Origin of the sequence: uncultured Mailhella sp. (assembly GCF_947631555.1) — a bacterium.
GTDB lineage: Bacteria > Desulfobacterota > Desulfovibrionia > Desulfovibrionales > Desulfovibrionaceae > Mailhella.
Genome location: NZ_CANRLT010000007.1, coordinates 25804 through 51171, shown reverse-complemented (window position 1 = coordinate 51171; position 25368 = coordinate 25804). Strand labels below are relative to the sequence as shown.

The window sequence follows — 25368 nt, the reverse complement described above, 5'->3', positions numbered from 1 at the left end:
TACTGCAGAAAGCCCGTTGTACATGAGCGAGGCGGAGAAGCCGGACCAGCTTACATAGCTGTTCCAGTGCAGGAGGGAAGAGCGGTGCAGGCCTCCGTTGCCCAGGACTGATTGCAGGATATTGCGCAGGCCGGAAATGAAGAACCAGAGCAGTGCGCCGCCCCAGGCCAGCCAGCCGCTCTGTGTGCAGAGGAAGGCCAGGAAGGCAGGGACGAAGCCGGCGAGGATGCGCAGGGCGTTACTCAGACGCGAGTTGAGAAAGCGTGCCTTTTCCCGGAGGGATTCCCGCCTTGGCGGAGCCGGACAGAAACCGTTGGTGACGGCGGAGTCCGATCCGCCCAGCGTGATGATGTTCCCCTTGTTTCGCGGCGTCTCGCTGGAGGCAATGCTGCATTTGCCGCGGTCGCAGACCACACTGTGTTCCGAGACGGCGAGCCATTCTCTTTTCCGCTGAAAGCCGTAATGCCCAAGTCCTGGCAGCCTGCGCAGGAGCGAAGCGAAGGGCGACGTTCCCTCTTCCGGCATGGGGGAGCGAAAGGTGGTCTGTTCCAGAAGTTCAATGCGCAGGGGCAGGCGCAGATGGGCGGAATGGCTGGTGTTGTCCAGTTCACGGCGAGCCCGGCGGGGCAGGCTTTCGGGATAGGCAAGCCCCATACCGTAGCGGTGTCCCGGGCGGCTTGTGGAATCCGTGCCTGCGGTGGAACCGAGCTTGGCGTTGAGATAGAAGTCGCAGAGCACGGGAATGTTCTGCAGGATAATCCGCAGTTTTGCGGCACGGGGAGAGAAGTCTTTTGCCGCCGGAGAGAGATTTTCCGGCAGCTTCATCGGAAGGGAGTCTTCCCCGCTCTGTGTTTTGGCATCGGCAGGAGCGTCTGCGCTGCGGAGCATGGAGAAGATGAGCTGCTTGATGCGGGGGACGCTGCCGTCGTTGATGGCGCGCTGGAGCGCGTTGATCCTCTGGATGTCTTCAAGGTCGCCGTTATGCCAGTCCTTGAGATTGAAAAGTTCGAGGTGCGTGATGCGGCCCTGGCAGTCCCAGAGCAGGATGAGCACGTCTTCCGCCGTCAGTCCGGCAAGGTTCAGCGTGATGCGGCAGCCGCTGCGCAGCCCGCAGAGCCGTGACAGCAGTGCCAGCGGCTTCTGCTGCAGAATGTCGGGGCAGCCCTCGTCATCACAGGCGCTTTGGAGATGGGAAAATTCCGGGAAGCGTTCGGGGTCCGCGAGGCGCGCCAGGATGGTCTCAGTGGTGAAGCTGTTCAGAGTATTCAGCTCGGTCAGCAGGGCGGAGCGGCTTTCCCCGGACAGTCCTTCCGCTTCCAGTGCTGTGCGCACGTCCGCCGCCCGTGCCTTGAGCAGCGGGAAGAGCCGGTCGTGGATATATTCCGCAAGGTGGAGTGTGGACGCCTGCCCGCTGCCCACAAATTTTAAAAATTCCTGTGTGTCCAGAGGATCAGGCGTGGCATGGAGCATGGGAGCAAGAGTGAAGCGTTCCGTCTCATTCCAGGTCTTCAGCAGGTGGAGAATGCGTTTTTCCAGCCATTTTGTGGCGGCACGGCCCTCGTTCATGAGGCCGGACACGGACGGGGAGGCCAGAAAGTTCAGAAATTCCTCGTTGCTGGCAAAGCCGCGGGGCACCCAGATGAGATCCACCAGACGCCCCCTGTGGGGAGCGTGGAACAGCAGCCCGATGCGGACGGTGATGCCCACGATGCTTGCGGCGTAGAGCAGCTCGCGGGCCGCTTCCAGTGAGACATAATTATAATAGATGACCGTAAGCGTCCGTATGCCCTTGAGCCAGGCGTCCATGATGAGGTGGGTGGCGTTTTTCCGGCCCTTGGTGTTGGCGTCGTGGACGTGGTTGTCAAATACAGCCTGATTCCACGCTTCGGGCATTTCCAGCATGAAGCAGCGGTGGAGCAGACGGCGCACGGTGGCGGGGTCGCCGGTGGCGGCCTTGTGGAAGTCGTGGGCCAGGCGCAGCTGCGTTTCCAGGTCGCCGTGGGCGCGCACCAGTTCCTTCATGAGCTGCACCAACACGCGGCCGGTATTGATGCGCAGGGAGGTGCGCGCCATGACCAGCACTTCATCGTAAAGGGCCTGAAGTGCGTCCAGCCTGTCCTGAGTCTGTCCCTGTGCCAGCGTGTCGAGGAGCCTGAGCACGGCGGAGGCCATGCGCAGTTCCACGGGGGCAGCCAGTTCGATGATTCCGTTGGGCCGCAGGTAGGGCATACGGCTGCCAGGTCCGCTGTGCATACGCGTAACGGTCTGATTGATGAGCGTGAGGAGCTGATGATCCTGGGGATCGAAGAAGAGAGTGCGCTGCGCCATACTCGCAACCTGCATGGATTTTTTTCCTTTTCTAATACTCCGGCCGCCCGGACGCAAGCACGGGATCCGGGATCGAACGTGACGGGAGCGGGCGCGGATCAGGCAAAAAATAGCCCGGATTATGTATGGTTTTTTTTCGCGGCTGGGTGCATTATACTTTACACTGAGACGCACCCCGCTTCCCCACGCTGTTCAGGAGAGACGCAGAGGGAAGGCGGCGGATGTTTTCCAGGAGGGGAATGGAGATGAAGGCATTTCCTGAAGTCAAGAAGAACTTCGGCTTCGGCTGTATGCGGCTGCCGTTGAAGGACGAAGCGGTGGACTGCGCCGAGTTCGCGCAGATGGTGGACATCTTTCTGGATTACGGATTCAACTATTTCGATACGGCGCACGGGTATATGAACGGCCGCAGCGAGGCTGCCCTGCGGGAATGCCTGACCAGCCGCCACCCGCGGGATCGCTATGTGCTGGCCGACAAGCTCTCCACGCACCATTTCCAGCGGGAGGAGGACATCCGGCCGCTGTTTGCCAGCCAGCTCGCCGCCTGCGGCGTGGAGTATTTCGACTTTTACCTGATGCACGCGCAGAACAGAAGTTCCTTTGCCAAATATAAAGCCTGCCGTGCCTACGAGACCGCGCTGGAACTTCTGAAGGAAGGCCGGATCCGGCACTTGGGCATTTCCTTCCACGACAAGGCAGAGGTGCTGGAACAGATACTCAGGGAATACCCGCAGATAGAGGTCGTCCAGATCCAGTTCAACTATGTGGATTACGAGGACGAGGCCGTGCAGAGCCGCAAATGCTATGAAGTCTGCGAAAGGCACGGCAAACCGGTGATCGTCATGGAGCCGGTCAAGGGCGGCTGCCTTGTGAACCTGCCGGACGCGGCGCAGAAGATTCTGGACGAGCTGCACGGCGGCAGCAGCGCGAGCTACGCCATACGTTTTGCGGCGGGCTTCCCGAACGTGAGGATGGTGCTTTCCGGCATGGGGAATCTGGACATGATGCGGGAGAACGCCGGGCTTATGCGGGACGTTCAGCCGCTCAGCGCTGCGGAACGGGAGGCGCTTCAAAAGGTCGTCGCCGTGTTCCGATCCCTGGATCTCATTCCCTGTACGTCCTGCCGCTACTGCACCGAGGTCTGTCCGCAGCACATCGGCATCCCCGATCTTTTCGCACTGCTGAATGCGAGGCGCATGTTCCGCAAGGGAAATGCCGAGTACTACTATGAAAACGTCTATACCGGCGCGGGCACGAAGGCGAAAGACTGCCTGAAGTGCGGAAGCTGCGAAAAGCTCTGCCCCCAGCACCTGCCCGTGCGCGAACTTCTGGCGCGGGTTTCCGCCGAGTTCGATACCTGACGGGCGGAGACGGCAGAGGGGAGGCGCTGCTCCTTCAGCTGCTGGAAAAGGGAGGAAAGTCTGAGGGAGACAGTGCATTTTCTGCTCTCCCGCATGGGGAAAAGGAAGCGGCGGCGTGAAAGGTCTTGTCAAAGGCCATAGGGAAATTTTGAAGGAGTTCAGGCAGAAACGAGACCGCGGCTTCTGAAACTATGGCCGGGGCGCGGGTGAAAGGCGCATTCTGTGGAGAGATGGTATGGAATACAGAATCTTGCCGCACGGCGGAGAGCGGATCGGAGTCCTCGGATTGGGCATGGGCGGCATCATGGACTGCCCGGAAACTGAGATAGAGCAGGTCGTCCGCAGCGCCATCGCGCACGGGATTAATTTCTTTGACCTTTGCGCGGGCGGGAAAAATGTTTACGCGCCCTTTGGACGGGCTATCGCCGGGCAGCGGGAAAAGGTGCTATTTCAGCTCCATTTCGGCGCCGTCTACGATGCAGAGGGTAAGTACGGCTGGTCGCGGGACAGGGCGGCGATCCGCGACACCTTTGAATGGGAGATGCGGACGCTGAACGTGTCCTGCGCCGATTTCGGCTTCCTTCACTGCGTCGATGAGGACAGCGATGTCGACAAGCTCGCCGCGGAGGGAATCCTCGACTATGTGCAGGAACTGAAGGCTGCCGGAAGAGTCCGGCACCTTGGCTTCTCCTCGCATTCTCCGCGCACGGCGCAGAGGATACTTGATATGCTCCCCGTGGATATGATGATGTTTTCCATCAATCCGGCCTACGATATGGAGCAGGGGGACGAGCTGGGCATCGGAAGCTGTGCTGAGCGGGCGGCGCTGTTCCGGCGCTGTGAGGCGGAGGGCGTGGGCATCTCGGTGATGAAGCCCTTCTGCGCCGGAAAGCTGCTGGACGCGAAGACCTCTCCGTTCAAAATGGCGATGACGCGGTATCAGTGCCTTCAGTACGCCCTTGACCGCCCCGGCGTTCTGACGGCTGTCCCAGGGGTGCGCGGGCTTTCCGACCTGCAGGAGCTGCTCGGTTTTACCGATGCACCGGAAGAGGAACGGGAATACGCCGTCATCGGCGGGTTCACTCCCGCGGCGGCACGGGGAACCTGCGTGTACTGCAATCACTGCCAGCCCTGTCCGGCGGGCATCGACATCGGGCTGGTGAACAAATACTATGACCTGGCACTGGCGGGCGACGGCATGGCTGCGGGTCACTATGAAAAGCTGTCGGTCAAGGCGGACGCCTGCCTTTCCTGCGGTCACTGTGACGGCCGCTGCCCGTTCAAGGTAAGGCAGAGCGAGCGCATGAAGGAAATCGCGGCGTATTTTCGCAAGGAAAAGAACGCCCTGCCATAAAAGGATGGCAGCGGAGACTGCGGATTCAGAAAAGGTGTTTCCCAAGGAGGAAAACATGAGCAAGATACTTGTGGCGTATTTCAGCGCCAGCGGAACCACGGCGCGCACTGCCAAAGCTCTGGCCGGAGCCGTGGGTGCGGATGTCTACGAAATCAGACCGGAAGTTCCCTACACGGCAGCCGATCTGGACTGGCAGGACAAGAATTCCCGCAGCTCCATCGAGATGCGGGACAAGTCCAGCCGTCCGGCGCTGGCGGACAGAAACGCCCCCGTTGCGGAGTACAATACCATCTTGCTGGGCTTCCCCATCTGGTGGTATGTCGCACCGACCATCATCAATACGTTTCTGGAAGCCTACGATTTTTCCGGGAAGAAAATCGTGCTCTTTGCCACGTCCGGCGGCAGCGGCTTCGGCAAGACCGTGGCCGGTCTGAAAGGCTCTGTGGCAGCGGACACCGTGATTATTGAAGGCCGGCTGCTGAACGGCGCTCCGTCTGCGGAGAGTCTCAAGGCGTGGGCCGCATCAGTACTCTGAGGAGTCGAGCCGTGAACTATGTGAAGCTCGGCCGCTCGGATCTGACGGTATCGCGCATCTGCATGGGGTGCATGGGCTTCGGTGACGCGGCCACGGGGCAGCATCGCTGGACGGTGGACGAGGAGCAGACCCGCGGCATCCTGCGCCGTGCACTGGAGCTGGGCATCAATTTCTTCGATACGGCTCCCGTCTATCAGAACGGCAGCAGCGAACGCTTTCTTGGGCGTGCGCTGCGGGATTTCGCCCGGCGGGACGAATATGTGCTGGCCACGAAGTTCACACCCCGGACGCAGGAAGAAATCGATGCGGGCGTCAGCGGGCAGAAGCACGTTGAAAACGCCCTGAACCGGAGCCTCGAAAATCTCGGCGTGGACTTCGTGGATCTCTACATCTGCCATATGTGGGACTACCACACACCGATGGAAGAGATCATGGAGGGACTGCACAGTGCGGTGACAACGGGTAAAGCCCGCTGCATCGGCATCTCCAACTGCTTTGCCTGGCAGCTGGCCAAAGCCAACTTCTACGCAAGGGAACACGGACTGAGCGAGTTTGTCTCCGTGCAGGGGCACTACAATCTCATCGCCCGCGAGGAAGAGCGGGAAATGGTTCCTTTCTGCCGGGATCAGAACATAGCCCTGACGCCGTACAGTCCGCTGGCGGGCGGACGTCTTTCCCGGCGCCCCGGAGAAAGCACCCGGCGTTTCCGCGAGGACGCTTACGCCCGCTTCAAGTATGACGCCACGGCGGAGGCGGACGGCAGGATCATCCTTCGGGTGGCGGAATTGGCGGAACGGCGCGGTGTTTCCATGACGGAAATCGCCCTGGCCTGGCTTTTGAGCAAGTCCGCCGTTCCGGTAGTTGGAGCAACGCGCGTTTCTCATGTGGAAGGCGCGGTCAGGGCGGCGGCACTGGAACTGACGCCGGAGGAACAAGGTTGGCTGGAGGAGCTGTACGTTCCGCACGCGCTTGCAGGCGTCATGGCGCAGAACGGGAAGCAGAAGGCTGGAAACGTGGTGTAGGCTGGGCGTCGCCGCGACTTTCGCCCAAAAGACAAGAACGCCGTCACGCCAGTTTTCCCGGAGTGACGGCGGGAGCAGAAAGAAAAAGCGCGTCAGGCCGAAACCGGCGCGCAGGAGGAACATATGCCTGAGAAAATCGTTCAGACGGCGGGCAGAGCGCAGCTTGGTGCTTTCGCTCCCGAGTTTGCGCACTACAACGACGACGTTCTTTTCGCCGAGAACTGGAATAATACGGATATCGACCTCAAGACCCGCTGCATCGTCACCGTGGTGGCACTCATGGCTTCCGGCATAACGGATTCCTCGCTGGTCTACCACCTCCAGAACGCCAGAACCCACGGTGTGACGCGGGCGGAGATCGCCGCCATCATCACCCATGCCGCCTTTTATGCGGGCTGGCCCAAGGCGTGGGCGGTGTTCAATCTGGCCAAACAGGTGTGGACGGATGAGTCCGCTGCGGAGACCGCCAAAGCCGCTCATGCCGCAAGCATGATTTTTCCCATCGGTGCACCCAACGACGCCTACGCGCAGTACTTCATCGGCCAGAGTTATCTTGCCCCTGTCTCGAAGGAGCAGGTCGGCGTGTTCAACGTGACCTTCGAGCCGGGCTGCCGGAACAACTGGCACATTCATCACGCCGTGAAGGGCGGCGGACAGATACTGGTATGCGTGGCCGGGCGCGGCTGGTATCAGGAATGGGGCAAAGAACCTGTGGCATTGAAGCCCGGCGACTGCGTCAACATCCCGGCGAACGTCAAGCACTGGCACGGCGCAGCACAGGACAGCTGGTTTTCGCATCTGGCCGTGGAAGTGCCGGGAGAAGGCTCTTCCAACGAATGGCTTGAGTCTGTGGACGATGCCCGGTACGCCGGTTTAAAATAGCGGACAGTCGCCTGTCTCAAGGCCGTTTTGATCTTTTTGGGCGACGTGCCGCAGCATTTTTCGGTTCGGCTTGACACGGAAACAGCCTGATGAGATACTGTTCAGACACGGTGAATTCTGGATGAGGGAAATCGGGGCTTATGCCCCGGTTTCCCGGAACGCTTTCCTGCCTGTCTCCGTTTTTCACACGCACGTTTTCAGGCGCCTCTGAGCGCCGAAGCGGGGACACGCAGGCAGAGCCGGGTGATTTTCGCCCCGCGCCGCCGGCGTCGCAGACAGATCGGCTGCGTGACCTCACCTCAACCCGGAGTCTGCATGACCTTATTTTCCTACCGAAGCCGGGCAGCCTGCCTGGGGATACTGCTTTTGTGCATGGTATTCCCGATGGATCCGGTTTATGGCCAGGAAGTCTTCTCCCAGACGGGGACTGCTTCGTGGTACGGCCCCTGGCATCATGGCAAAGCCACGGCGGCCGGAGAACAGTTTGACATGTTCGCCATGACGGCGGCGCACAAGAGCATTCCGCTCGGCACACTGGTCAGGGTACAGCACAAGAACAACGGGAAGAGCGTGATCGTGCGCATCAACGACCGCGGCCCGTATCTCAGGAACAGAATCATTGATTTGTCCTACGCCGCAGCCGACAGTCTGGGCATCACCGGCGTTTCACAGGTGACGGTGGAGGTCGTCGGCGACAGGAACGGCCGCCCCCTCGACAGCACACAGTCTTTTTTTGTGAAGCTCAAGGATGGCCCGCTGTCCGCCGCGTCCGTGGAACAGCAGCTCGACAGGCTCATACGCCTTGGTGTGTACGACGCCGTTTCGCTCCTGCACGTCAGGGACGGACTCATGGCTCTTGGGCCTTTTTCCAGCTTTGACGAATCGCAGAACGCGCTTGTGCGCGTGGCCACCACACACCCAGGCGCGAGCATCATGCTGGCTGCGAAAGCCAGCATGTCCCCGGCCATCATGTTCACCGCCCAGAGGTGACGAGTTTTCTGCATGGGGCAGCCTTCCTGTCGGAGAACGGTATCGGCGTCTCCGAACGTTCATGCCGGAACGGGTGCAGCCCTGATAAGAATCCGCACATAGTCCGGAAAGTGTCCTGACACTGTTGAAAGCCGCCTTGCGTGGAAATGCAAGGGCGTCAGGGCAGCTTGTTCAGTTCGGCGCAGAGCGCGGCTGCGGCGCGGCGGGCGCTTCCCGGTTCTCCGCAGAGTTTGCGCAGTTCTTCGAGATCCTGACGTATGGCGGCGAGAGCTTCAGGGTGGACAAGCCACTCGTCCACGCGCCGGGCCAGCGGCTCGGGGTCGGCCTCCCTTTCGATGTGTTCGGGGAAGATGGCGCGGCCCAGAATGAGGTTGGTGAGGCTGATCCACGGAACCTTGAGGACGTGTGAACCGATCCAGTAGGAGAGGGGCGAGACCTTGTAGGCAACCAGTGTCGGTACTCCGGCCAGTCCCGTTTCTAGCGTCGCCGTGCCTGAGGCGGCCAGAATGCACTGACATGTCCGCATGAAGGGATAGCGGTTCGCATTTTCTTCCATGATGAGGGGAAGGTCGCTGCGCCACAGGCTGCGCAGGTAGTCTTCGGAGAAATGCGGGGCGCGGATGCAGTGGAAGGACAGGTCGGGGTGCTTTTGGCAAAGCCGTTCGGCAGCTCCGGCAAAGGCGGGCAGGAGCGTTTCCACTTCCTTCCGGCGGCTGCCGGGCATGAGTCCGATGCGATGCGCGACCGGGTGTATGCCTGCGAGGGACGGATAATCCACGAGATCGACCAGAGGGTTGCCCACATAGGTAACTTCCAGGCCGTGGCGCTCGTAGAAATCCACCTCAAAGGGCAGGATGGAGAAGATATGGCGCACATGCCCGCGCAGGAAGTTCACCCTTCCGGTGCGCCAGGCCCACACCTTGGGCGGAATGAAGTAGAAGACCGGTATACCCAGTTTGCGTGCGATGCGGGCCACGCGGAAATTGAATTCCGGGGCGTCCACAAGCAGCACGGCGTCCGGTCGTATCCTGGTCATTTCCCTGCGGATGCGCCGCAGCAGTCCGAAGATGCGCGGCAGACTGCCGAGAACCTCCACAATGCCCATGACGGAGAGTTCTTCAACGCGCAGAAGGTTTTCCTGCCCGGCCTTTGCCAGGCGGTCTCCGCCCATGCCCACCACGCGCAGAGCCTGACCTTCGGGCAGTTCGCGCAGAGCGGCGAGCAGCGCTCCAGCCTGAAGATCTCCCGAAAGTTCTCCGGCGTTGATCCAGAGGGTTTTCATGGCGCGGCCTCCGTATTGCGCGGAAGAGCAAAGCGTTTCAGCGCGGGATAGAAGAAATTGAGCAGCGCCCCGAAGATCAGGGTAAAGATAATGCGGAAGCCCAGTATGCCCCAGAGTGTGCCGCCCAGCAGCGCGAGGGCAAGGCTGTCTTCGATGAGGGAGTGGCACAGGCCCAGCAGCGAGATGGAGCAGAGCACGTCACGCCGGGAGAGCTGGCCTTCGTGTACCGATTGGATGAGGACGCCGCTGCCGTAGAGTATGCCCATGGTGAAGCCGATGACCACGACGGAAACGGCTCTTGGGGAGATTCCCAGGCAGCGCAGAATCGGGCCGAGCAGCCAGGCCGCAAAGCGGGAGATCTGGAGCAGATCCAGAATTTTCTGGAGCAGCATGACGGCGCAGATGACGGCATAGAGTTCGGCCAGCGTGACGAGCTGCTGCACGACCCATTCCCCAAGGCTGGGGCTGGAATCTATATGCAGCAGCACCACGGCGTCCTCCTGCATCAGCCCGAAGCCATCGAAGATGAGGTGCAGCACAAAGGCGGCAAGCACACTGCTGGCAAGCCGGAATATCAGCTGGAAGAGCATGGAGACGCCGCATTGCCCGGCAATGCGTATTTCCAGCACAAGGCTGTGGGCGATGAGCGTGAGCACGGCAAAAACGGTCATCTGCGCCACCGAGACGGCGGGCATCTGGGGCAGCAGGGCGAGCAGTACGGACAGTCCGGAATAGATGTTCACCAGCATACAGGACGCCCATGCCAGACTGAATTCGTCAGGCAGCCCGATGAGCGCCATGATGGGACTCATGGGCAGAGCCAGCCAGGGGATAAGTCCGCTTTCTTCCAGAATCTTGACGGCAATGACGATGGGAATGAGAAAACGGAAGATGTTGAGCGCGACACGATGTCCGCTTTTCCATGAATTGCAGAGGATATTCCAGAGGGAGATCGACACGGGAACCTGCCGGGCGCGGCACACGATGCAAAGAGGAACACCGCTCGAAAGGAGAGTTTTGCTCCTTGCGGGCCGGGGACAAGGATGGCCAGGAGAGCTATTTATCGCGGTCGAGGTAGCCGTAACGGGCAGAGACGCCGTCGGTACGGCCGACGATGCGCTTGACCACGTCGTCCATCGTGTCCGGCGTGACGATACCGATGTCGCGAATCAGATAGTATTCCATGGAGCCTTCAGACATGGCCAGCGTCCAGACCACGGCGTACACGGAGCCTACGCCGGGACGGGAGGGAAATTCGGAAGCTGTGGAAAGCAGGATACGGAACTTTGTCTCCCGTGCGGGTTCGGCGGGGTTGGCGCTGTCAATGGCGGACTTGAGGCGGGAGAAGAGTTCTGAGCCGATGGCATCGCCGCCTTCAAATTCCACGATGACGGGAGTACGGCGTTCAGCTTTTTTGATCTCGTCCGCGGCAGCGGCGGGGGAGGCTGTCAGTATCAAAAGGGAGAGGAGCATGATTCCCGGAATGAGGAAACGGAGCGCTTTCATGAAAAGTTCCTTTGAGGTTTGAAACCTTCCCCTTTTCAGGGGGAAAAGAGTGGTGGACAAAAGGGCAAAGCCGATGAAATCCTTAACCCTTCTTCTGACTGTACGCTGCCGCGGCGTTTTGTCCTGTGGGAACAGGCGGAAATCAGAAACCTTGTTCCAGAGGCGGCCAGACCAGTGCCGTGTCCGGCTGCGGAGCTAGAGGCCGCGGGGAAGGCGCAAGCAGCATACGCCGCCCATCCAGACTCAGGCGGTCTTCGGCCAGCCATTGCAGTGCCTGGACGTAGATACGGTGTTCAAAAACGTGGATGCGTTCCAGAAGCTGCGCGTCGTCTTCATTCTGACGCACGGGCAGGATGGCCTGCACGATGATGGGGCCGCCGTCCATGACTGGGTTGACCAGATGCACGGTACAGCCGCTGAACTTTACGCCGTAGTTCCAGGCGTCACGCGCGCCGTGCGTGCCGGGGAAGGCAGGCAGGATGGCGGGGTGGATGTTCAGCACCCGGTCGGGGAAGGTGTTCAGGAAAACAGGAGTTACCAGGCGCATATACCCGGCCAGGGCAACGGTGTCCACGCCGGCCGCGAGCAGGTGTTCCGTCATGCGCTTATCGAAGCTTTCGCGATCCGGAAAGGCGGTGTGGTCGAGGCACAGGCTGGGTATGCCGTGCTTTTGGGCGCGATCCAGGACGGCGGCGTTGGGACGGTTGGCGATGATGATGCGGATGTCGGCGTCGAGGCGGCCGGACTCTGCAGCGTCGATCATGGCCTGGGCGTTGGTGCCGCTGCCCGAGGCGAGGATGCCGAGTTTCAGGGTCATGGACGGTTCCTTATCGCGTGAAGGCGGCGCACACGGCGTCAACCAGCGCGGGTATGCTGAAGGTTTCCGGCTGAATATCGGGGTGCAGACCGAGTTTTTCCATGGTTTTCGCCGTGACCGGGCCGATGGCTGCAAAACGGACGTTCGGATGCTTTTTCAGTTCTTCTGCGGGAATGGCGGCGAGAAAATTGCGCACCGTGGATGAGGAACCGAAGGTCACGCAGTCGAGTGTGCCGGAGTGCAGGGCTTCCATGACCTGCGCCCGGTTTTCGTCCGAGGGAAGCGTGGCATAGGCGGCGATGACGTCCACGCCGGCTCCGGCTTCACGCAGGGCCGCGGGCAGTTCCTCGCGGGCTTCACGGGCGCGGGGCAGCAGGACACGGCTGCCGTTTACGCCCAGGGCGATCATGCTTTCGGCCACGCTTTCGGCGATGTAGGCGGCGGGAACGAGGTCAGGCAGAACGCCCATCGCTTCCACGGCCTTGGCCGTGGCCGGGCCGATGGCGGCCACGCGCACACCCCCCAGGGCGCGGGCGTCAAGGTGCAGGGCGGCAAGACGCTTTTGGAAAAAGCGGACTCCGTTTACGGAGGTGAAGACCACCCATTGATAGCGGGAGAGGTGGGCCAGTGCTTCGTCAAGCTCTGCATAGTCGGGCAGGGGAGCAATGTTGATGGTGGGGAACTGGATAACGCGGGCGCCGCGTCGGGCAAAGAGTGCGGCACTCTCGCTGGCCTGTTCGCGGGCGCGGGTCACGACCACGGTACGGCCGAAGAGCGGGCGTTTTTCGAACCAGTTCAGCTTGTCCTTCAACTTCACCACCTCGCCCACCACGATGACGGAAGGGTTGGTAAAGCCCTCGTGTTCGGCCGCGGCGGGCAGTTCAGCGAGGGGGGCGGCCAGAGAGCGCTGGCACTCCGTAGTTCCCCAGTGGATGAGGGCTGCGGGCGTGTCTCCGTTCATGCCTGCTTCCATGAGCCTGGAGGCGATGTCAGGCAGATTTTTCATGCCCATGAGGAAGACCAGCGTGGAGGCGCTGCGGGCCAGAGCCTTCCAGTCATGAACGGAACCGGGCTTGTCCGGGTCTTCGTGGCCGGTGATGATGGTCACGGACGAAGCGAAGGCGCGGTGGGTCAGCGGAATGCCCGCGTAGGCAGGAGCGGCAACGGAGCTGGAAATGCCGGGGATTTCCTCGAAGGGAACGCCGGCATCCGCCAGTTCCTCGGCCTCTTCTCCGCCGCGGCCGAAGATGTAGGGATCTCCGCCCTTGAGACGAGCGACAATCTTGCCTTCTCTGGCTTTTTCAATGAGCAGCCTGTTGATGTCGTGCTGCTTCATGGCGTGATTGCCCGCGATCTTGCCAACATAGATGCGCTCGGCATCGGGGCGGGCGCAGGCGAGGAGCTGGTCGCTGGCCAGATAGTCGTAAACCACGACATCGGCTTCGGCAAGGGCGTTCCGGCCTTTGCAGGTGAGCAGGCCGGGATCGCCGGGCCCCGCTCCTATAAGGTAGACGTACATCCTTCCTCCGGGATTTGGATTGCGCTCAGTGTACTTGGAAATGCGGCGGGGGGCAAGTCCTGCACGGCTGTGAGCCGGGCGGGCATGATGGGGAGAGTGTGTGCCGTGTACGGAGAGGCCTTTCCCTTTGACGGGACTTCCCGAACGGATATAAAAGGAAAGAAAGAATGGCTTTTCGCTGCAGCTCAGGACGAGCCGGCTTGCGGCGGAGTCTGGGCACGTTTCGGGGAAAGGGGTAAACAGTTGCTGGCGTATGTTGTTGTGGCTTTGGGCTGGATGTGCGGCGGTATCGTGGGCGGAGCCACGGGCATTGGAACCGCCATGATCGCCATGCCGATTCTCACGCTGGTGCTTTCTCCCAGTGATGCTGTTCTGGTTTCATCTCTGCTTGCCGTGGTATCCAGTACTCATCTCGCATGGGCGTACCGGCGCTTCGCAGTCTGGGCCGATGTCTGGCCTCTGGTTACCGGTATGCTGCCCGGCTCGCTGCTGGGGGTAATGGTACTCAAGGTGGCTCCTGTGTATGTGCTTGAGCTTATGATCTGCGTTATGCTTGCCTGCTTTCTCCTCATGCAGTGTTCGTCCCGTCTGTCCCGGTTCAGTCTGCCTGATGCACCGCCGTTTGGCTTGGGAGCAGGAGCGGTCTGCGGCTTTGTGCAGTCCTCCGTGGTCATGTCCGGCGCGCCCCTGGGTATTTATGTCCTCCTGCGGCATTGGGATCCTGACAGAGCACGGGGGGCCATGAGTCTGTTCTATGTGTGCGCGGCCATGTGCGCCATGCTCCTCCAGGCCGCTTCCGGTCTGTATTCGGCTTCTCTGGTCAAACTGGCTCTGGCAGGCCTTGCAGGTTCTCTGGCGGGGCAGACGCTGGGCGTCTTTCTGGGCAGACATCTCGGAAGCGAAACTTTCCGGCGCATCCTGCTGGTCTTTCTCGCCGTGGCCGCGGCTGTTCTGTTTTGCAGGGCTGTTTCCTGAGTTGGGAAACGCCGGAACAGTTCGGGAAGATTCTGTTTTCATGTCTTTGGGAGCCGTGTTTCCGAGCCCTGCGGTGGAGCGGGAGCACGATTTTGGAAAAGTTCCTTTCCCTTTGACGGGACCTTGAGTTAACGGATAGAAAAGGGCAAGGTGCGGCATTCCCCGTCGGGGGTGCGGTGGAGATTTTGCACTTTTTGGGGAGATGATGTGGAACAGTTGCTGACGTATATTGTTGTGGCTTTGGGCTGGATGTGCGGCGGTATCGTGGGTGGAGCCACGGGGATCGGGGGTGTCATGATAGCCATGCCCCTCCTGACGCTGGTTCTTGATCCCGGCGATGCGATCTTGGTTTCGTGTCTGGTAGCCGCGACAGCATGTGTCCATCTGGCGTGGGCTTACAGGCGTTTCATCGTCTGGCCAGACGTCTGGCCTCTGCTCGCAGGTATGGTGCCCGGTTTGATAGCGGGCGTGGCCATGCTTAAGATTGCCCCTGTGCCTGTCCTTGAACTCATGATCTGCGCCATGCTCGTCTGCTTTCTCCTCATGCAGTGTTCGCCCCGTCTGGCCCGGTTCAGTGTGCCCGCTTCGCTGCCTCTGGGACTGGGCGCGGGAGCGGTGTCCGGCTTTGTGGCTTCCTCTGTGGCCATGTCGGGAGCGCCTTTGGGCATTTATGTCCTCTTGATGCACTGGGAGCCGGACAGAGCACGGGGCAACATGAGTATTTTTTACCTTTGTTCGGGCATAAGCGCCATGCTCATGCAGGCCTTTTCCGGACTGTATTCGTACTCTTTGCTGAAACTCGGAGTGGCGGCACTGGCGGGCTGCATGGCGGGACAGACACTGGGCGTTTCTCTGGGCAGGCATATCAGCCGTGAGACCTTCCGGCGCATCCTGCTGATTTTTCTCGCCGCGGCCGCGGTTGTCCTGTTCGTCCGGGCCGTTTCCTGAGCACTTCCGGAGAAAAACCGGAAAAGGACTCTTCCCCTTTTTCCCCCTCGTGGTTATGATATTCCGTGCCGCCCCCGCGTCCGTGGGGCGGAAAGGACACGCAGCAAAAAAGGAAGCCTCATGAAGACCTGGAAAACGTTTGCCCTCTGCGCCGCCTGCCTTGCGGCGCTTGCCTTTACCGTGCCGGACATCGCGGATGCCGCCCGCCTGGGCGGAGGACGCAGCTTTGGCAGCTCCTCGATCATGAAACGGCCTGTCGCCCCGCGCACAGGCTCCTTCGGCAGTTCCGGCCTGAGCCGTCAGACTGCCCCCATGCAGAGCAGCCGTGCTGACGGCGGTGCGGCGGCCATACCGCGCTCCAATACCGGACTCTTCGGAGGACTTTTCGGAGGTCTTCTGGCGGGAACCATGCTCGGTTCCCTGTTCGGCGGCTCCTCGGCCGCGGGCACGGGCGGCGGAGCCGGCTTCATGAATCTTCTGCTCATCGGTCTTCTGGTGTATTTCGGGGTGCGGCTCTTCCGCCGCGTGAGCGGAGGGAACGCTGCACGCCGCGGGGAATACCGGACCCGGCAGGACTATGAATCCCAGCAGTCTTCAGCGTCCGGGGCGTGGGACAGCTTGCGTTCCGCACAGCCCGAGTCCCCGGCGGCGGTATCCGTCCCCGCCGGTTTTGATCAGGAAGAATTTCTGCGTGGGGCCAAGGCCGCCTATGTCCGCCTGCAGCAGTCATGGGATCGCCGTGATCTGGACGATATTTCCCAGTTCGCCACCGAAACCGTGATGGAGGAACTGCGCCGTCAGGCCGCGGAGGATCCGCAGCCCGGCAAAACCGAACTTCTTCTCGTCACCGCGTCCGTGCTCGACGTGTGGGACGAAGGCGATGAACGCCGTGTGGCCGTGAACTTCGATGTGCTCATGCGTGAGGATCAGAACGTCCGCCAGCCCGAGCAGGTGCGGGAAGTCTGGTACTTCGTGTGCTCGAACCGCGAAGGGGACAGCTGGAAACTCGACGGCATACAGCAGTTCTCCCAGTAAAGCTGTTCCGAAAAGCCGGAGGAAGTGCGGACTGCAAAATTCCCGCCGAAGAATCGGCGTCGGAAGACTGCAGGCTGCAGCAGTGTTTTTTGTCTGCGGATAAGCCGGAGGGCAGACAGAGAGGTATGCCAGCAATAATGTAGCAAAGCCCTTCAGGACGGGGTGGGGTTCTATCGGCCTAAAGGCCGAGGTCTCAAACCATATAAGGAAGTAAGATGAAAAAATCCATAGCTGCTTTCGGCGGTGTTCTGGCACTGGTCTGCTCGGCAGCAGTATATATGGGCTTCAGCAAACCCGTGCGTGGTTCCGGCCTGGATGCTGTGTTTCTGTCCACAGCACGCCCCGCGCTGGAAGTGAAGGCATCTCCCGGATTTATGCCCGTATCGCATGGGAAGATGACGGTGCCCGTTGCCGAAGACAGAAGCCTTGCGAGAAAACATTCCGCCACTGTGTGGTACGGCTTGCAGGCACATGACGAGATGCAGCTTGTGGTGTCGCTTGCGGAGAGCGATGAACTCGACTGGTATCCGGGCCTTGTGGGCAGGGAACTGGAATCCATCCCCATCCTGTACACCAGCGGCGGCGATGAAGCTGGTTCCGTGACCCAGCGTGTTTTCATCCGTCCTGCAGAGGGGGATCCCTGGACAGATGCTTTCGCGCAGAAAGGCCTGGACAGTGCGGCAGACCTTATGGTGAGCCAGTACGAGTGGATCGTCAGCAACGGCAAGGACAAGGTGCTGATAGAATACCGTGAACCCTGCGGACTGGAAGCTGTCCCGGTGCTCCTTCCTGAACAGCTTCGAGCCTTCATCCAGAGAGCGAACACGTCTTTCTCGGCGCATTTCGTCGGGAACGGCACCATTCCCGCCTCACAGGTCACGCCCTGGGGCTGGAACCATGAGGGAGTGTCTTCCCGTCTGCTTGGTACGGTCCTTGGCAGTATGCAAGGGCGTATGGGCAGCTCATGATGGCAGATTTCCAGACAGAGAAGGGACGGTTCCGGCCGTCCCTTTTTGTATTCTTCATTTTTCAGGAGCGTTTGTCCTTCCTGAGTGCCGAAGAGAAACCAGATTAATGTTATTTTTCACCAGGTTAAGCTGCCGCCTTGCTGTTTTTTGATGAGAATAGGCAGAGGTCATCTTGAAAGTGAGATTGGGGATGAGGAATGAGGCCCATGCGCATTTCGGCGGCTGCGGGAACGGTGCTCACAGCTTGGAGGAACGTGTTGCAGTTGAAGGATGTTCCAGCGCTTCAGAAAAATTTGCTGGATAAGGGTGAAACACTGCTTCCGGAGCGATATCTTCTTTGCAGTCTTCCTCTTGACAAACAGGTTTTCAGTCGTATGTGAAGGTGGATAATGGTTCCGTTGCGGACAGGGCGAAGGGGCATATCTGCCCTGCGTCTTCCCGGAGCGGGGCGGTTCTGTTTTCGATGACAGCCGGAAGGCGGAAGCCTGCCGGACGAGTTTTCAAGGAGGCCATGTCATGGCGGAAACCACACATCAATTTCGGGCAGAGACCTGCAAGCTGCTCAATATACTTACCCATTCTCTCTACACCAATCACGAGATCTTTCTGCGTGAGCTGCTTTCCAACGCGTCCGACGCGCTGGAAAAGGTGCGTTTTCTTCAATCCGCGGGCGGCGAAATCCGTGACCCCGCATTGCCGTTGGAAATCTCCATCACGGCGGACAAGGACGCGCACACGCTGACGGTGAGCGATACGGGCGTCGGCATGACGGAACAGGAGCTCATCGACAATCTGGGCACTATCGCCCGTTCCGGCTCCGAACAGTTTCTGCGTGAGCACGAGTCCGGGGAAAAGCCCGGCAACGGGGAAGAAGCCGCTGACGGCGAGGACACCATCGTCGAACATGACGACAGCAAGCCTGACGACGCCGCGCAGATCATCGGGCGTTTCGGCATTGGCTTTTATTCCGTGTTCATGGTGGCCGAAAAGGTGGAAGTGACCTCTGTTCCGGCCACGGGCGACGGCACGGCTCACCGCTGGGCTTCAGACGGCACGGGCAGCTTCACTGTGAGTGCCGTTGAAGGCGCAGAGGCCGAAGCGCTGCACCGCGGCACGGTGATAAAGATTTTCCTGCGCAGCGATGCCCATGAATACGAAGAAAAGTTTCGTCTTGAAGGAATCATCCGCAAGCATTCAAATTTCCTGCCCTTTGCCATCCAGCTTGAAGGAGAGCGTGTGAACACCACGGCGGCGCTGTGGCGCGAGCCGAAATTCTCGGTGACGAAGGAGCAGTATCACGAGTTTTACAAATTCCTGACCTATGATCAGACCGAGCCTCTGGACGTCATCCATCTTGCCGTGGACGCTCCGGTGCAGTTCAACTGCCTGCTGTATGTCCCGGGAACGAAGGTCGAAGCCTTCGACGAACGCCGCGAGGAGTGGGGGCCGGATCTCTATGTGCGCCGTGTGCTCATCGACCGGCACAACAGAGAGCTTCTGCCTCACTATTTCGCCTTCATCAAGGGCGTGGTGGATACCGAGGATCTGCCCCTGAACATCTCCCGCGAGACGCTTCAGGAGAACGCCGTTCTGCGCAGGATCTCCCAGACCATGACCCGCCAGATCCTGAGCCATCTGGAAAAGCTGGCAACGAGCGATCCGGAAAAATACGAGGCCATCTGGAAGCTGCATGGCAGATACATTAAGTTCGGTTTCGACAGCTATCAGTACCGGGATCGCATCGCGCCGCTTCTGCGCTACGCCACCACCCTGGACAAGGACAAGCTCTCCAGTCTGGACGACTACATCTCACGCATGAAGGCCGGACAGAACGAGATCTGGTATGTGGCGGCGTCTTCCCTGGAAGCCGCCGCCGTCAATCCTCATCTTGGGCAGTTCCGGCGCAGGGGACTGGAAGTGCTTTTGCTCACGGAGCCGGTGGATGAATTTGCCCTGGAGACGCTTGCGGAGTATCAGAAGCACCCGTTCAAGTCCGTCGAGCGAGCCGAAGCCAAGGATCTGGAGCCTTTTGCCGACGTGGAGGGCGAGACCAAAGCCGCTCCGCTCACGGAAGAGGAGAAGCCCGAACTGGACGCTCTCATTGCCGCCGTCAAGACCATTCTGGGCGATCAGGTGAAGGACGTGCGCGCCACGACACGGGTCATCGACGGCGCGGCCTGCCTTGTCTCTCCGGACGGCATGACCTCTTCCATGGAAAAACTCATGCGCGTCATGCAGAAGAGTGAAGGCATCCCGCAGAAGGTGCTGGAATTGAATCCTGACCATGCCCTGGTGCGCGATCTCATGCGCATTTGCCGCGGAGACGCGGAAGATCCCCTGCTCAAGGACATGGTAAGCAGCCTGTACGACAGCACGCTGCTGCTCGACGGCTACATGAACGACCCGCTGGCTATGGCAGAACGCAGCATGAGGCTGCTGAAACAGACCGCCGATATGTATTCCAACCTGCGCAAATAATCGGGGGCGGATATGAGTGAATACGATCTCCTTGTTCATGTGGATGACAACGATCCCAAACGGCTGGAGCTGGCCCTCACCAACGTGGCCAATTACACGGCGGCTCTGCCCGGCGAAGACTTTCAGGTGGCGCTGGTGGTCAACGGGCCGGGCGTACAGCTCCTGACCGGCAGTCAGGAAGCGCTGGCCCGCACCGGTGCGGAACTTATGGAAAAAGGTCTGACCGTAAAAGCCTGCCGCAACGCACTGCGAAAATTCGGTATCGGCGAAGACGAGTTGTGGCCGGGGATCCAGGTTGTGCCCGCCGGCATTGTGGAAATCGTCAAGCTTCAGCGCAGCGGCTTCGTCTACCTTCGTCCCTGACAAAGGCGCAGGGAAGACGCTCGGCGAATATGCCTTCCCGTCTGACTGACAAAAGCAGCCCCGCACTTCCTTCATCTTACTCCCTTTATGGTTTGAGACCTCGGCCTTCAGGCCGATAGAGTCCCACCCCGCCCTGAAGGGCGGGGTATCTTTGGGGCGGCAGCCCGGGAGGAGATGCAAATCCCTCCCAAGCGCAGGACGCAAAGCCCTGAAGGGCTTTGCTACATTATTGCTTGTGGGAAGGGCGGGGCTTTGTCACGGCAAAATGTTGGGATTTGTCCGGTGAACGGTACATTTCCGGGCGGGGACAGGTCGCCCCTGTATCCTCCGATGCAGCAGAAAAGGAGAGTGGTTGAGGGGCTGGCACATGGTTTCGAGTTTAAACATGAAGAGATTCAAGATGAGAGCAAGGCCCTGTTCAAGCATGGATACCCCGGGGGAAGGGCTTTGAAAAGCAGGAACGGCAAAGCCTCTGCTTCCCGTCAGCGCTTTTCTGGCAACGCTGTCTTCAGCCTTCACGATGCCTGAACTCCTGTTTGCGGTATCTGTATTCCAGCTCTCCGGATAATTCAGAAACGCCAGACTGCTGCCTTAAAATTTACAAGAAAAGGCGGGACGCCTTGAACGCCCCGCCTTTTGTCAGCTTGGAACGCTGCCTGTCAGAGCCAGCGGAACCAGTCCTTCCAGCTTCCTTCCTGATGCTCGCGCATGGCCTGAGAGTTTTCCTTGCGGTAGCGCAGGTAGGCGGCTTCGCCCTTGGTGCGGGCGTAGTCAGCTTCCTCCTTGATGTCGGGGAAATTCCTGACCACATACTGGAAGCGCGTCCAGGCCGCCTGATAGTTATCCATGCCCCAGAACACGTTGGCGATGAAGATTTCACGCTGAGCGAGGGTTTTGCGGCAGGCGTGTATTTGTTCGGCGGCCGCTTTCCCGTATTCCGTGCTGGGGTATTCCTGTTCGAGGCGGGTGAAAAATTCTATGGCCTCGCTGACGACTTCCGCGGAATGGTCGATGGAGGTGTAGGAACTTTTCAAGGCCATGCCCGTCTGATACAGAACGTAGGGAATAGCATCGTTGCGAGGGTGCAGCATCTCGAAGTCTTTGTAGGCGTCCGCGGCCTGGAGGTATTCCTTATCCAGGTAGTAGGCGTCGGCAACGGCCAGTTCTGATTCCAGGGCGTAAGGACTGAAGGGGAAATCGTCCTTGATGCGGGTGTAGTATTTGATGGCCTGCGGGTAGTTCTTTTCCCGCATGGCATCGTTGCCGGCCTCGAAGATTTCCTGCACCGTGTCTTCGGCCGGCGGCAGAAAGTATTCGTCAACGAGACTGCACCCGCTCATGAACAGTGTGCAGAGCAGGAGTCCCGGGAGAAGCAGTTTACGCATTCCAGTGCTCCAGATACGACAGAGCTGCGGCGGCAGCGGTGGCTCCGTCTCCGACAGCCGTACAGACCTGACGGCAATGTTTGGAACGAATGTCTCCGGCGGCGAAGAGTCCGGGGATACTGGCGTTCATCTCGGCATCCGTGATGACGAAACCCGCAGGGTCGCGCCGAACTTCTTCAGGCAGGAATCCGTTCGCGGGATCCATGCCAACATAGATGAAGATACCTTCCGCCGCAATTACGCGGATTTCCCCATCCCGGCGGCTGCGGACAGCAACGGATTCCATGCCGGCGGCTCCGCCGCGGATCTCTTCGGGCACACACTCGGTGACAATTTCGACATTCTCCGCAGCGCGGAGTTTGTCCTGAAAGATTTGAGCGCCGCGGAAGGTGTCGCGCCGGTGGATGAGGTAGACCTTGCGGACGATGCGGGACAGGTAGAGGGCTTCTTCCAGCGCGGAATTACCTCCGCCCACAACGGCCACATCGCGGCCGCGATAAAAGTTTCCATCACACACGGCGCAGTAGGACACGCCCCGGCCGGAAAATTCTTCTTCTCCGGGAATACCGAGCTTGCGGTGCTGGGCACCGGAGCAGACAATGACAGCTTTGGCGTCCAGCCCCTTGCCTTCTTCAAGGTCGAGATGGAAGAGTCTGCCTTCGGCGGGTCTGACGGAGAGTACGCCGCCGCGCAGGCGCTCAACGGGATACTCCGCGAGATGCGCATCGAAGAGATCAGCCAGTTCCCAGCCTTTGACGGCATGGGGAAATCCCGGATAGTTTTCGATTTCTGCAGTGCTGAGTATCTGCCCGCCGGGGGCGGAATTTTCGATGAGCGCAGTACCGGCCCCCGCACGGACGAGATAGAGCGCTGCGGTGATGCCGGCCGGCCCCGCGCCGATGACAGCGGCGTCGTACAGCATCAGAGTGCCTTCTCGATCATGGCCGCGAGGGTGGACTTGGCCACGGCGCCAGTGATCTGATCCACGACTTCGCCGTCCTTGAACAGGATGAGAGTGGGGATGGCACGGATACCGAACATGGCGGGGACTTTGGAGGATTCGTCCACGTTCATCTTGCAGACCTGGAGCCTGCCCGCATACTCTGAGGCCAGTTCTTCCACGATGGGTCCGATGCCGCGGCAGGGACCGCACCAAGGCGCCCAGAAATCCACGAGGACGGGGAGAGCGGACTTGATGACCACATTTTCAAAATCGGTATCGGTAATGGCGACAGACATGGCGTTTCCTCCATAAAGGCAAGCATTCTGAAAGACGTTGCCTAATTTTACATACAGACAAGATAAAAGCGGAATAATTGTAGAGGGCGGACAAGGCCCTGTCAAGGCAGTCAGCAGGCCTGAGCCGCGCCGCAAGTCCAGTCTTCGGGGATGACCTGCCCCCTTGGTATGGCGGAGAGGGAAAGGTCGTGATGCCTCCCCGCCTGCGCCATGCGCCAGCCTGCACGGGCGATCATGACGGCGTTGTCTCCGCACAGGGACAGGCTGGGGATGTGCAGAGGCAATCTCCTTTTTTCGGCAAGAACCCGGAACACGCTGCGTACCACGCTGTTTGCTGCCACGCCCCCTGCCACGATGATGGACCGGGGAGAAAACAGCGACATGGCCCGTTCCGCCTTGATGCTGAGGGTTTCGGCCACCGCCAGCAGATACGAGGCCGCGGCGTCGCAAAGTTCCTGCCCTGCGAGGCCGAGGCGCTCGCGGGCTGGCGTGTCTCCGGCGGGAAAGCGGCATTCGGGATGCTGTGACAGCCAGAGCGACCCAGCCGTTTTCAGGCCGCTGAAACTGAAGTCGAGATTGTCGTTATGGGTGTAGGGACGGGGAAAGAGGCGCGGATCCGCGTGCCCGCGCTTGCCCAGGGCGTCCAGGAGCGCTCCTCCGGGATAGGGCAGCCCGGCCATTTTTGCGAATTTGTCGCAGGCTTCGCCCGCAGCGTCGTCGATGGTTCTGCCAAGAACGATCATATCCACGGGGCTGTCCATACGGCAGAGATGCGTGTGTCCGCCGGAGATGAGTACGCCGAGGGCCGGAAATTCCACAGGTTCTTCCATCTCCACGGCCAGAAGATGCCCCAGCAGGTGATCCACCCCGATGAGAGGGATTCCGTGAGCCAGCGAAAGAGCCTTGGCGAAGGCCACGCCCACAAGCAGGCTGCCCATGAGTCCGGGGCCGCGGGTGACGGCGATGCGGTCGATGTGCTTCCAGGGATCGTCTCCAAGTCCGGATTGTGCGAGCAGGCTGTCGAGAAGCGGGCCGATAAGGCGGCAGTGTTCGCGGGACGCCAGTTCAGGAACGACGCCCCCGAACAGGGCATGAATATCGGCCTGACTGGAGATCACGGAGGCACGAACGCCGCTATTGTCCACCAGAGCCAGTGCGGTTTCGTCACAGGAGCTTTCTATTCCCAGTACCAGCATACGCGATTCCGAAGGCGAGGCTTGTCCTGCAGCAGGGCGAGGACGCAGAAAAGGAGAGGGAATGGCCCCGGACAGAGGCGTTCCCTCTCCCGTCCGAGAGTTGAAGAAGGTTAGTTGCTGCCGGAATCCTGATAGAATTCCATGACCTGATCCACATCGTCTGCAGAGCCGATGATGAGCGGCGTGCGGACATGGATGGAAGGCGGCACCTTTTCAAGGATGCGCATCTTGCCGTCCGTGGCCTTGCCTCCTGCCTGCTCAGCGAGGAAAGCCATGGGCGAGGCTTCGTACATCAGGCGCAGCTTGCCGTTCGGGTGGTTGCTGTCTTCGGGATAGAAGAAGAGACCGCCCTTGAGCAGGGTGCGGTGGAAGTCGGCCACCAGAGAACCCACATAGCGCAGGGAGCGGGGCGGCCTGTTTTCGGGCAGGGAGAAGGTAGTGACGGCCTGCTGTGCGGCTTCGTTCCAGTACTTGTAGTAGCCGTGGTTGGCGGAGTAGTACTTGCCCACCCGGGGAATCTGGATGTTGGGATGCGTGAGCAGAAATTCCCCGATGGACGAGTCCAGGGTGAAGCCGTTCACGCCGTGGCCGGTAGAGTAGACCAGCATGGTGGAGGAGCCGTAGAGGAAGTAGCCTGCGGCAACCTGCTCCAGACCGGGACGCATGAGCGCTTCGGGCGTGAGTTCCCAGTAGTTTTCATCATCGGGGCGGCGGTAGATGGAGAAGATGGTACCAATGCTCACGCCCACATCGATGTTGGAGGAACCGTCCAGAGGATCAAAGAAGATGACGTAATGCCCGTGCGGTTCGTTTTCCGGCACGAAGAACGGTTCGGCCATTTCTTCGGAGCCAACGGCGCAGACGGCACCGGAGCTTTGCATGCGGTAAACGAGCGTGTTGTTGGCAAAGGTGTCGAGCTTCTGAACCTGTTCACCCTGCACGTTGATGGAGCCTGTAGAACCCAGAATATCCACCAGACCGGCCTGGTTGACGTTTCTGGAGATGATCTTAGCCGAGAGGATAAGGTCATGCATCAGCGATGTGAACTGCCCCGTGGCATGAGGGGACCAGCGGCGTTGAGACGCAATAAGGTGTTCAATAGCTGTGACTTCAGACATGTCCTAGCTCCTTGGGGCCTTCTTCCTTTCGCGCAGAACAGCCTGCGTGGAGAGTAAGGCCGGATTG

23 protein-coding genes and 1 pseudogene are annotated in these 25368 nt (G+C 60.1%); 13 read left to right on the top strand and 11 right to left on the bottom strand.

Annotated features, from left to right (window positions below; all coding sequences use genetic code 11):
- Nucleotides 1-2343, bottom strand: a 2343-nt coding sequence (locus tag Q0Z94_RS02105) for a hypothetical protein (RefSeq protein ID WP_298067220.1), incomplete at its 3' end; no start/stop codon positions are given.
- Between the two features lie 230 nt (nucleotides 2344-2573).
- Between Q0Z94_RS02105 and Q0Z94_RS02100 the strand changes: the two genes are divergently transcribed.
- The 7 genes and pseudogenes from Q0Z94_RS02100 (at nucleotide 2574) to Q0Z94_RS02075 (ending at nucleotide 8472) form a co-directional block, all read left to right on the top strand.
- Nucleotides 2574-3689 (top strand): aldo/keto reductase, encoded by a 1116-nt coding sequence (locus Q0Z94_RS02100; RefSeq protein WP_298067218.1) that lies wholly within the window; start codon nucleotides 2574-2576, stop codon nucleotides 3687-3689.
- A 235-nt stretch (nucleotides 3690-3924) separates the two neighbouring features.
- Nucleotides 3925-5043, top strand: a complete 1119-nt coding sequence (locus Q0Z94_RS02095; protein ID WP_298067215.1) for an aldo/keto reductase — start codon at nucleotides 3925-3927, stop codon at nucleotides 5041-5043.
- 55 nt (nucleotides 5044-5098) lie between these two features.
- Nucleotides 5099-5578 (top strand): flavodoxin, encoded by a 480-nt coding sequence (locus Q0Z94_RS02090; protein WP_298067213.1) that lies wholly within the window; start codon nucleotides 5099-5101, stop codon nucleotides 5576-5578.
- An 11-nt stretch (nucleotides 5579-5589) separates the two neighbouring features.
- Nucleotides 5590-6600: an aldo/keto reductase gene (locus tag Q0Z94_RS02085; RefSeq protein WP_298067211.1), complete on the top strand. Its 1011-nt coding sequence runs from the start codon at nucleotides 5590-5592 to the stop codon at nucleotides 6598-6600.
- A 123-nt stretch (nucleotides 6601-6723) separates the two neighbouring features.
- A pseudogene (locus Q0Z94_RS11835) lies at nucleotides 6724-7020 on the top strand (carboxymuconolactone decarboxylase family protein); the annotation flags it as partial.
- Between the two features lie 69 nt (nucleotides 7021-7089).
- Complete coding sequence (locus Q0Z94_RS11830; protein WP_366517557.1) at nucleotides 7090-7482, top strand: cupin domain-containing protein; 393 nt, start codon at nucleotides 7090-7092, stop codon at nucleotides 7480-7482.
- Between the two features lie 315 nt (nucleotides 7483-7797).
- Nucleotides 7798-8472: a septal ring lytic transglycosylase RlpA family protein gene (locus Q0Z94_RS02075; protein ID WP_298067207.1), complete on the top strand. Its 675-nt coding sequence runs from the start codon at nucleotides 7798-7800 to the stop codon at nucleotides 8470-8472.
- Between the two features lie 157 nt (nucleotides 8473-8629).
- Here Q0Z94_RS02075 and lpxB read toward each other — a convergent pair whose 3' ends face one another.
- The 5 genes from lpxB to cobA all read right to left on the bottom strand — a co-directional run bounded on the left by lpxB (nucleotide 8630) and on the right by cobA (nucleotide 13596).
- Nucleotides 8630-9754, bottom strand: a complete 1125-nt coding sequence (gene lpxB, locus Q0Z94_RS02070; RefSeq protein WP_298067204.1) for a lipid-A-disaccharide synthase — start codon at nucleotides 9752-9754, stop codon at nucleotides 8630-8632.
- A complete protein-coding gene (locus Q0Z94_RS02065; RefSeq protein WP_298067202.1) occupies nucleotides 9751-10713 on the bottom strand; it encodes a hypothetical protein in 963 nt (320 codons plus the stop codon). Before Q0Z94_RS02065 ends, lpxB begins: the two co-directional genes overlap by 4 nt.
- A gap of 97 nt (nucleotides 10714-10810) precedes the next feature.
- Nucleotides 10811-11260 (bottom strand): hypothetical protein, encoded by a 450-nt coding sequence (locus Q0Z94_RS02060; RefSeq protein ID WP_298067199.1) that lies wholly within the window; start codon nucleotides 11258-11260, stop codon nucleotides 10811-10813.
- 142 nt (nucleotides 11261-11402) lie between these two features.
- The gene (purN, locus tag Q0Z94_RS02055) at nucleotides 11403-12077 is read right to left on the bottom strand and encodes a phosphoribosylglycinamide formyltransferase (protein WP_298067196.1); all 675 of its coding nucleotides are present in this window, start codon (nucleotides 12075-12077) and stop codon (nucleotides 11403-11405) included.
- A gap of 10 nt (nucleotides 12078-12087) precedes the next feature.
- A complete protein-coding gene (gene cobA, locus Q0Z94_RS02050; protein WP_298067194.1) occupies nucleotides 12088-13596 on the bottom strand; it encodes a uroporphyrinogen-III C-methyltransferase in 1509 nt (502 codons plus the stop codon).
- A gap of 243 nt (nucleotides 13597-13839) precedes the next feature.
- Between cobA and Q0Z94_RS02045 the strand changes: the two genes are divergently transcribed.
- From Q0Z94_RS02045 to Q0Z94_RS02020, 6 genes are all read left to right on the top strand, one after another.
- Nucleotides 13840-14571, top strand: a complete 732-nt coding sequence (locus Q0Z94_RS02045; RefSeq protein ID WP_298067193.1) for a sulfite exporter TauE/SafE family protein — start codon at nucleotides 13840-13842, stop codon at nucleotides 14569-14571.
- Nucleotides 14572-14778: 207 nt separating this feature from the next.
- The gene (locus Q0Z94_RS02040) at nucleotides 14779-15519 is read left to right on the top strand and encodes a sulfite exporter TauE/SafE family protein (RefSeq protein WP_298067191.1); all 741 of its coding nucleotides are present in this window, start codon (nucleotides 14779-14781) and stop codon (nucleotides 15517-15519) included.
- A 120-nt stretch (nucleotides 15520-15639) separates the two neighbouring features.
- The gene (locus Q0Z94_RS02035; RefSeq protein ID WP_298067186.1) at nucleotides 15640-16554 is read left to right on the top strand and encodes a TIM44-like domain-containing protein; all 915 of its coding nucleotides are present in this window, start codon (nucleotides 15640-15642) and stop codon (nucleotides 16552-16554) included.
- 215 nt (nucleotides 16555-16769) lie between these two features.
- Nucleotides 16770-17522 carry a DUF4851 domain-containing protein gene (locus Q0Z94_RS02030; RefSeq protein ID WP_298067184.1) on the top strand — a complete coding sequence of 251 codons (753 nt, stop codon included), beginning with the start codon at nucleotides 16770-16772 and terminating at the stop codon, nucleotides 17520-17522.
- 516 nt (nucleotides 17523-18038) lie between these two features.
- Nucleotides 18039-20000, top strand: a complete 1962-nt coding sequence (gene htpG / locus Q0Z94_RS02025; RefSeq protein WP_298067183.1) for a molecular chaperone HtpG — start codon at nucleotides 18039-18041, stop codon at nucleotides 19998-20000.
- 12 nt (nucleotides 20001-20012) lie between these two features.
- Nucleotides 20013-20363: a DsrE family protein gene (locus Q0Z94_RS02020; protein WP_298067182.1), complete on the top strand. Its 351-nt coding sequence runs from the start codon at nucleotides 20013-20015 to the stop codon at nucleotides 20361-20363.
- A 659-nt stretch (nucleotides 20364-21022) separates the two neighbouring features.
- Here the strand turns inward: Q0Z94_RS02020 and bamD are convergent.
- From bamD to fbp, 5 genes are all read right to left on the bottom strand, one after another.
- On the bottom strand, nucleotides 21023-21748 hold the full coding sequence (gene bamD / locus Q0Z94_RS02015) for an outer membrane protein assembly factor BamD (RefSeq protein ID WP_298067180.1): 726 nt from the start codon (nucleotides 21746-21748) through the stop codon (nucleotides 21023-21025).
- Complete coding sequence (gene trxB, locus Q0Z94_RS02010) at nucleotides 21741-22673, bottom strand: thioredoxin-disulfide reductase (protein ID WP_298067225.1); 933 nt, start codon at nucleotides 22671-22673, stop codon at nucleotides 21741-21743. The genes bamD and trxB overlap by 8 nt, the downstream gene beginning before the upstream one ends.
- Nucleotides 22670-22987: a thioredoxin gene (gene trxA / locus Q0Z94_RS02005; protein ID WP_298067176.1), complete on the bottom strand. Its 318-nt coding sequence runs from the start codon at nucleotides 22985-22987 to the stop codon at nucleotides 22670-22672. The genes trxB and trxA overlap by 4 nt, the downstream gene beginning before the upstream one ends.
- A 110-nt stretch (nucleotides 22988-23097) precedes the next feature.
- Nucleotides 23098-24183, bottom strand: coding sequence for a tRNA (adenosine(37)-N6)-threonylcarbamoyltransferase complex transferase subunit TsaD (gene tsaD / locus Q0Z94_RS02000; protein ID WP_298067174.1), 1086 nt, complete (start codon nucleotides 24181-24183; stop codon nucleotides 23098-23100).
- Between the two features lie 110 nt (nucleotides 24184-24293).
- On the bottom strand, nucleotides 24294-25301 hold the full coding sequence (gene fbp / locus Q0Z94_RS01995; RefSeq protein WP_298067172.1) for a class 1 fructose-bisphosphatase: 1008 nt from the start codon (nucleotides 25299-25301) through the stop codon (nucleotides 24294-24296).
- Nucleotides 25302-25368: the final 67 nt, after the last annotated feature.

What these genes read in the sequence shown, in the direction of transcription:
- Q0Z94_RS02075 (WP_298067207.1), top strand. Translation starts at nt 7,798, where the DNA reads ATGACCTTATTTTCCTACCGAAGCCGGGCAGCCTGCCTGGGGATACTG.
- Q0Z94_RS02095 (WP_298067215.1), top strand. Translation starts at nt 3,925, where the DNA reads ATGGAATACAGAATCTTGCCGCACGGCGGAGAGCGGATCGGAGTCCTC.
- fbp (WP_298067172.1), bottom strand. Translation starts at nt 25,301, where the DNA reads ATGTCTGAAGTCACAGCTATTGAACACCTTATTGCGTCTCAACGCCGC.
- htpG (WP_298067183.1), top strand. Translation starts at nt 18,039, where the DNA reads ATGGCGGAAACCACACATCAATTTCGGGCAGAGACCTGCAAGCTGCTC.
- Q0Z94_RS02100 (WP_298067218.1), top strand. Translation starts at nt 2,574, where the DNA reads ATGAAGGCATTTCCTGAAGTCAAGAAGAACTTCGGCTTCGGCTGTATG.
- bamD (WP_298067180.1), bottom strand. Translation starts at nt 21,748, where the DNA reads ATGCGTAAACTGCTTCTCCCGGGACTCCTGCTCTGCACACTGTTCATG.
- Q0Z94_RS02060 (WP_298067199.1), bottom strand. Translation starts at nt 11,260, where the DNA reads ATGAAAGCGCTCCGTTTCCTCATTCCGGGAATCATGCTCCTCTCCCTT.
- purN (WP_298067196.1), bottom strand. Translation starts at nt 12,077, where the DNA reads ATGACCCTGAAACTCGGCATCCTCGCCTCGGGCAGCGGCACCAACGCC.
- Q0Z94_RS02020 (WP_298067182.1), top strand. Translation starts at nt 20,013, where the DNA reads ATGAGTGAATACGATCTCCTTGTTCATGTGGATGACAACGATCCCAAA.
- Q0Z94_RS02090 (WP_298067213.1), top strand. Translation starts at nt 5,099, where the DNA reads ATGAGCAAGATACTTGTGGCGTATTTCAGCGCCAGCGGAACCACGGCG.
- cobA (WP_298067194.1), bottom strand. Translation starts at nt 13,596, where the DNA reads ATGTACGTCTACCTTATAGGAGCGGGGCCCGGCGATCCCGGCCTGCTC.
- Q0Z94_RS11830 (WP_366517557.1), top strand. Translation starts at nt 7,090, where the DNA reads ATGATTTTTCCCATCGGTGCACCCAACGACGCCTACGCGCAGTACTTC.
- lpxB (WP_298067204.1), bottom strand. Translation starts at nt 9,754, where the DNA reads ATGAAAACCCTCTGGATCAACGCCGGAGAACTTTCGGGAGATCTTCAG.
- tsaD (WP_298067174.1), bottom strand. Translation starts at nt 24,183, where the DNA reads ATGCTGGTACTGGGAATAGAAAGCTCCTGTGACGAAACCGCACTGGCT.
- Q0Z94_RS02030 (WP_298067184.1), top strand. Translation starts at nt 16,770, where the DNA reads ATGAAAAAATCCATAGCTGCTTTCGGCGGTGTTCTGGCACTGGTCTGC.
- Q0Z94_RS02035 (WP_298067186.1), top strand. Translation starts at nt 15,640, where the DNA reads ATGAAGACCTGGAAAACGTTTGCCCTCTGCGCCGCCTGCCTTGCGGCG.
- trxA (WP_298067176.1), bottom strand. Translation starts at nt 22,987, where the DNA reads ATGTCTGTCGCCATTACCGATACCGATTTTGAAAATGTGGTCATCAAG.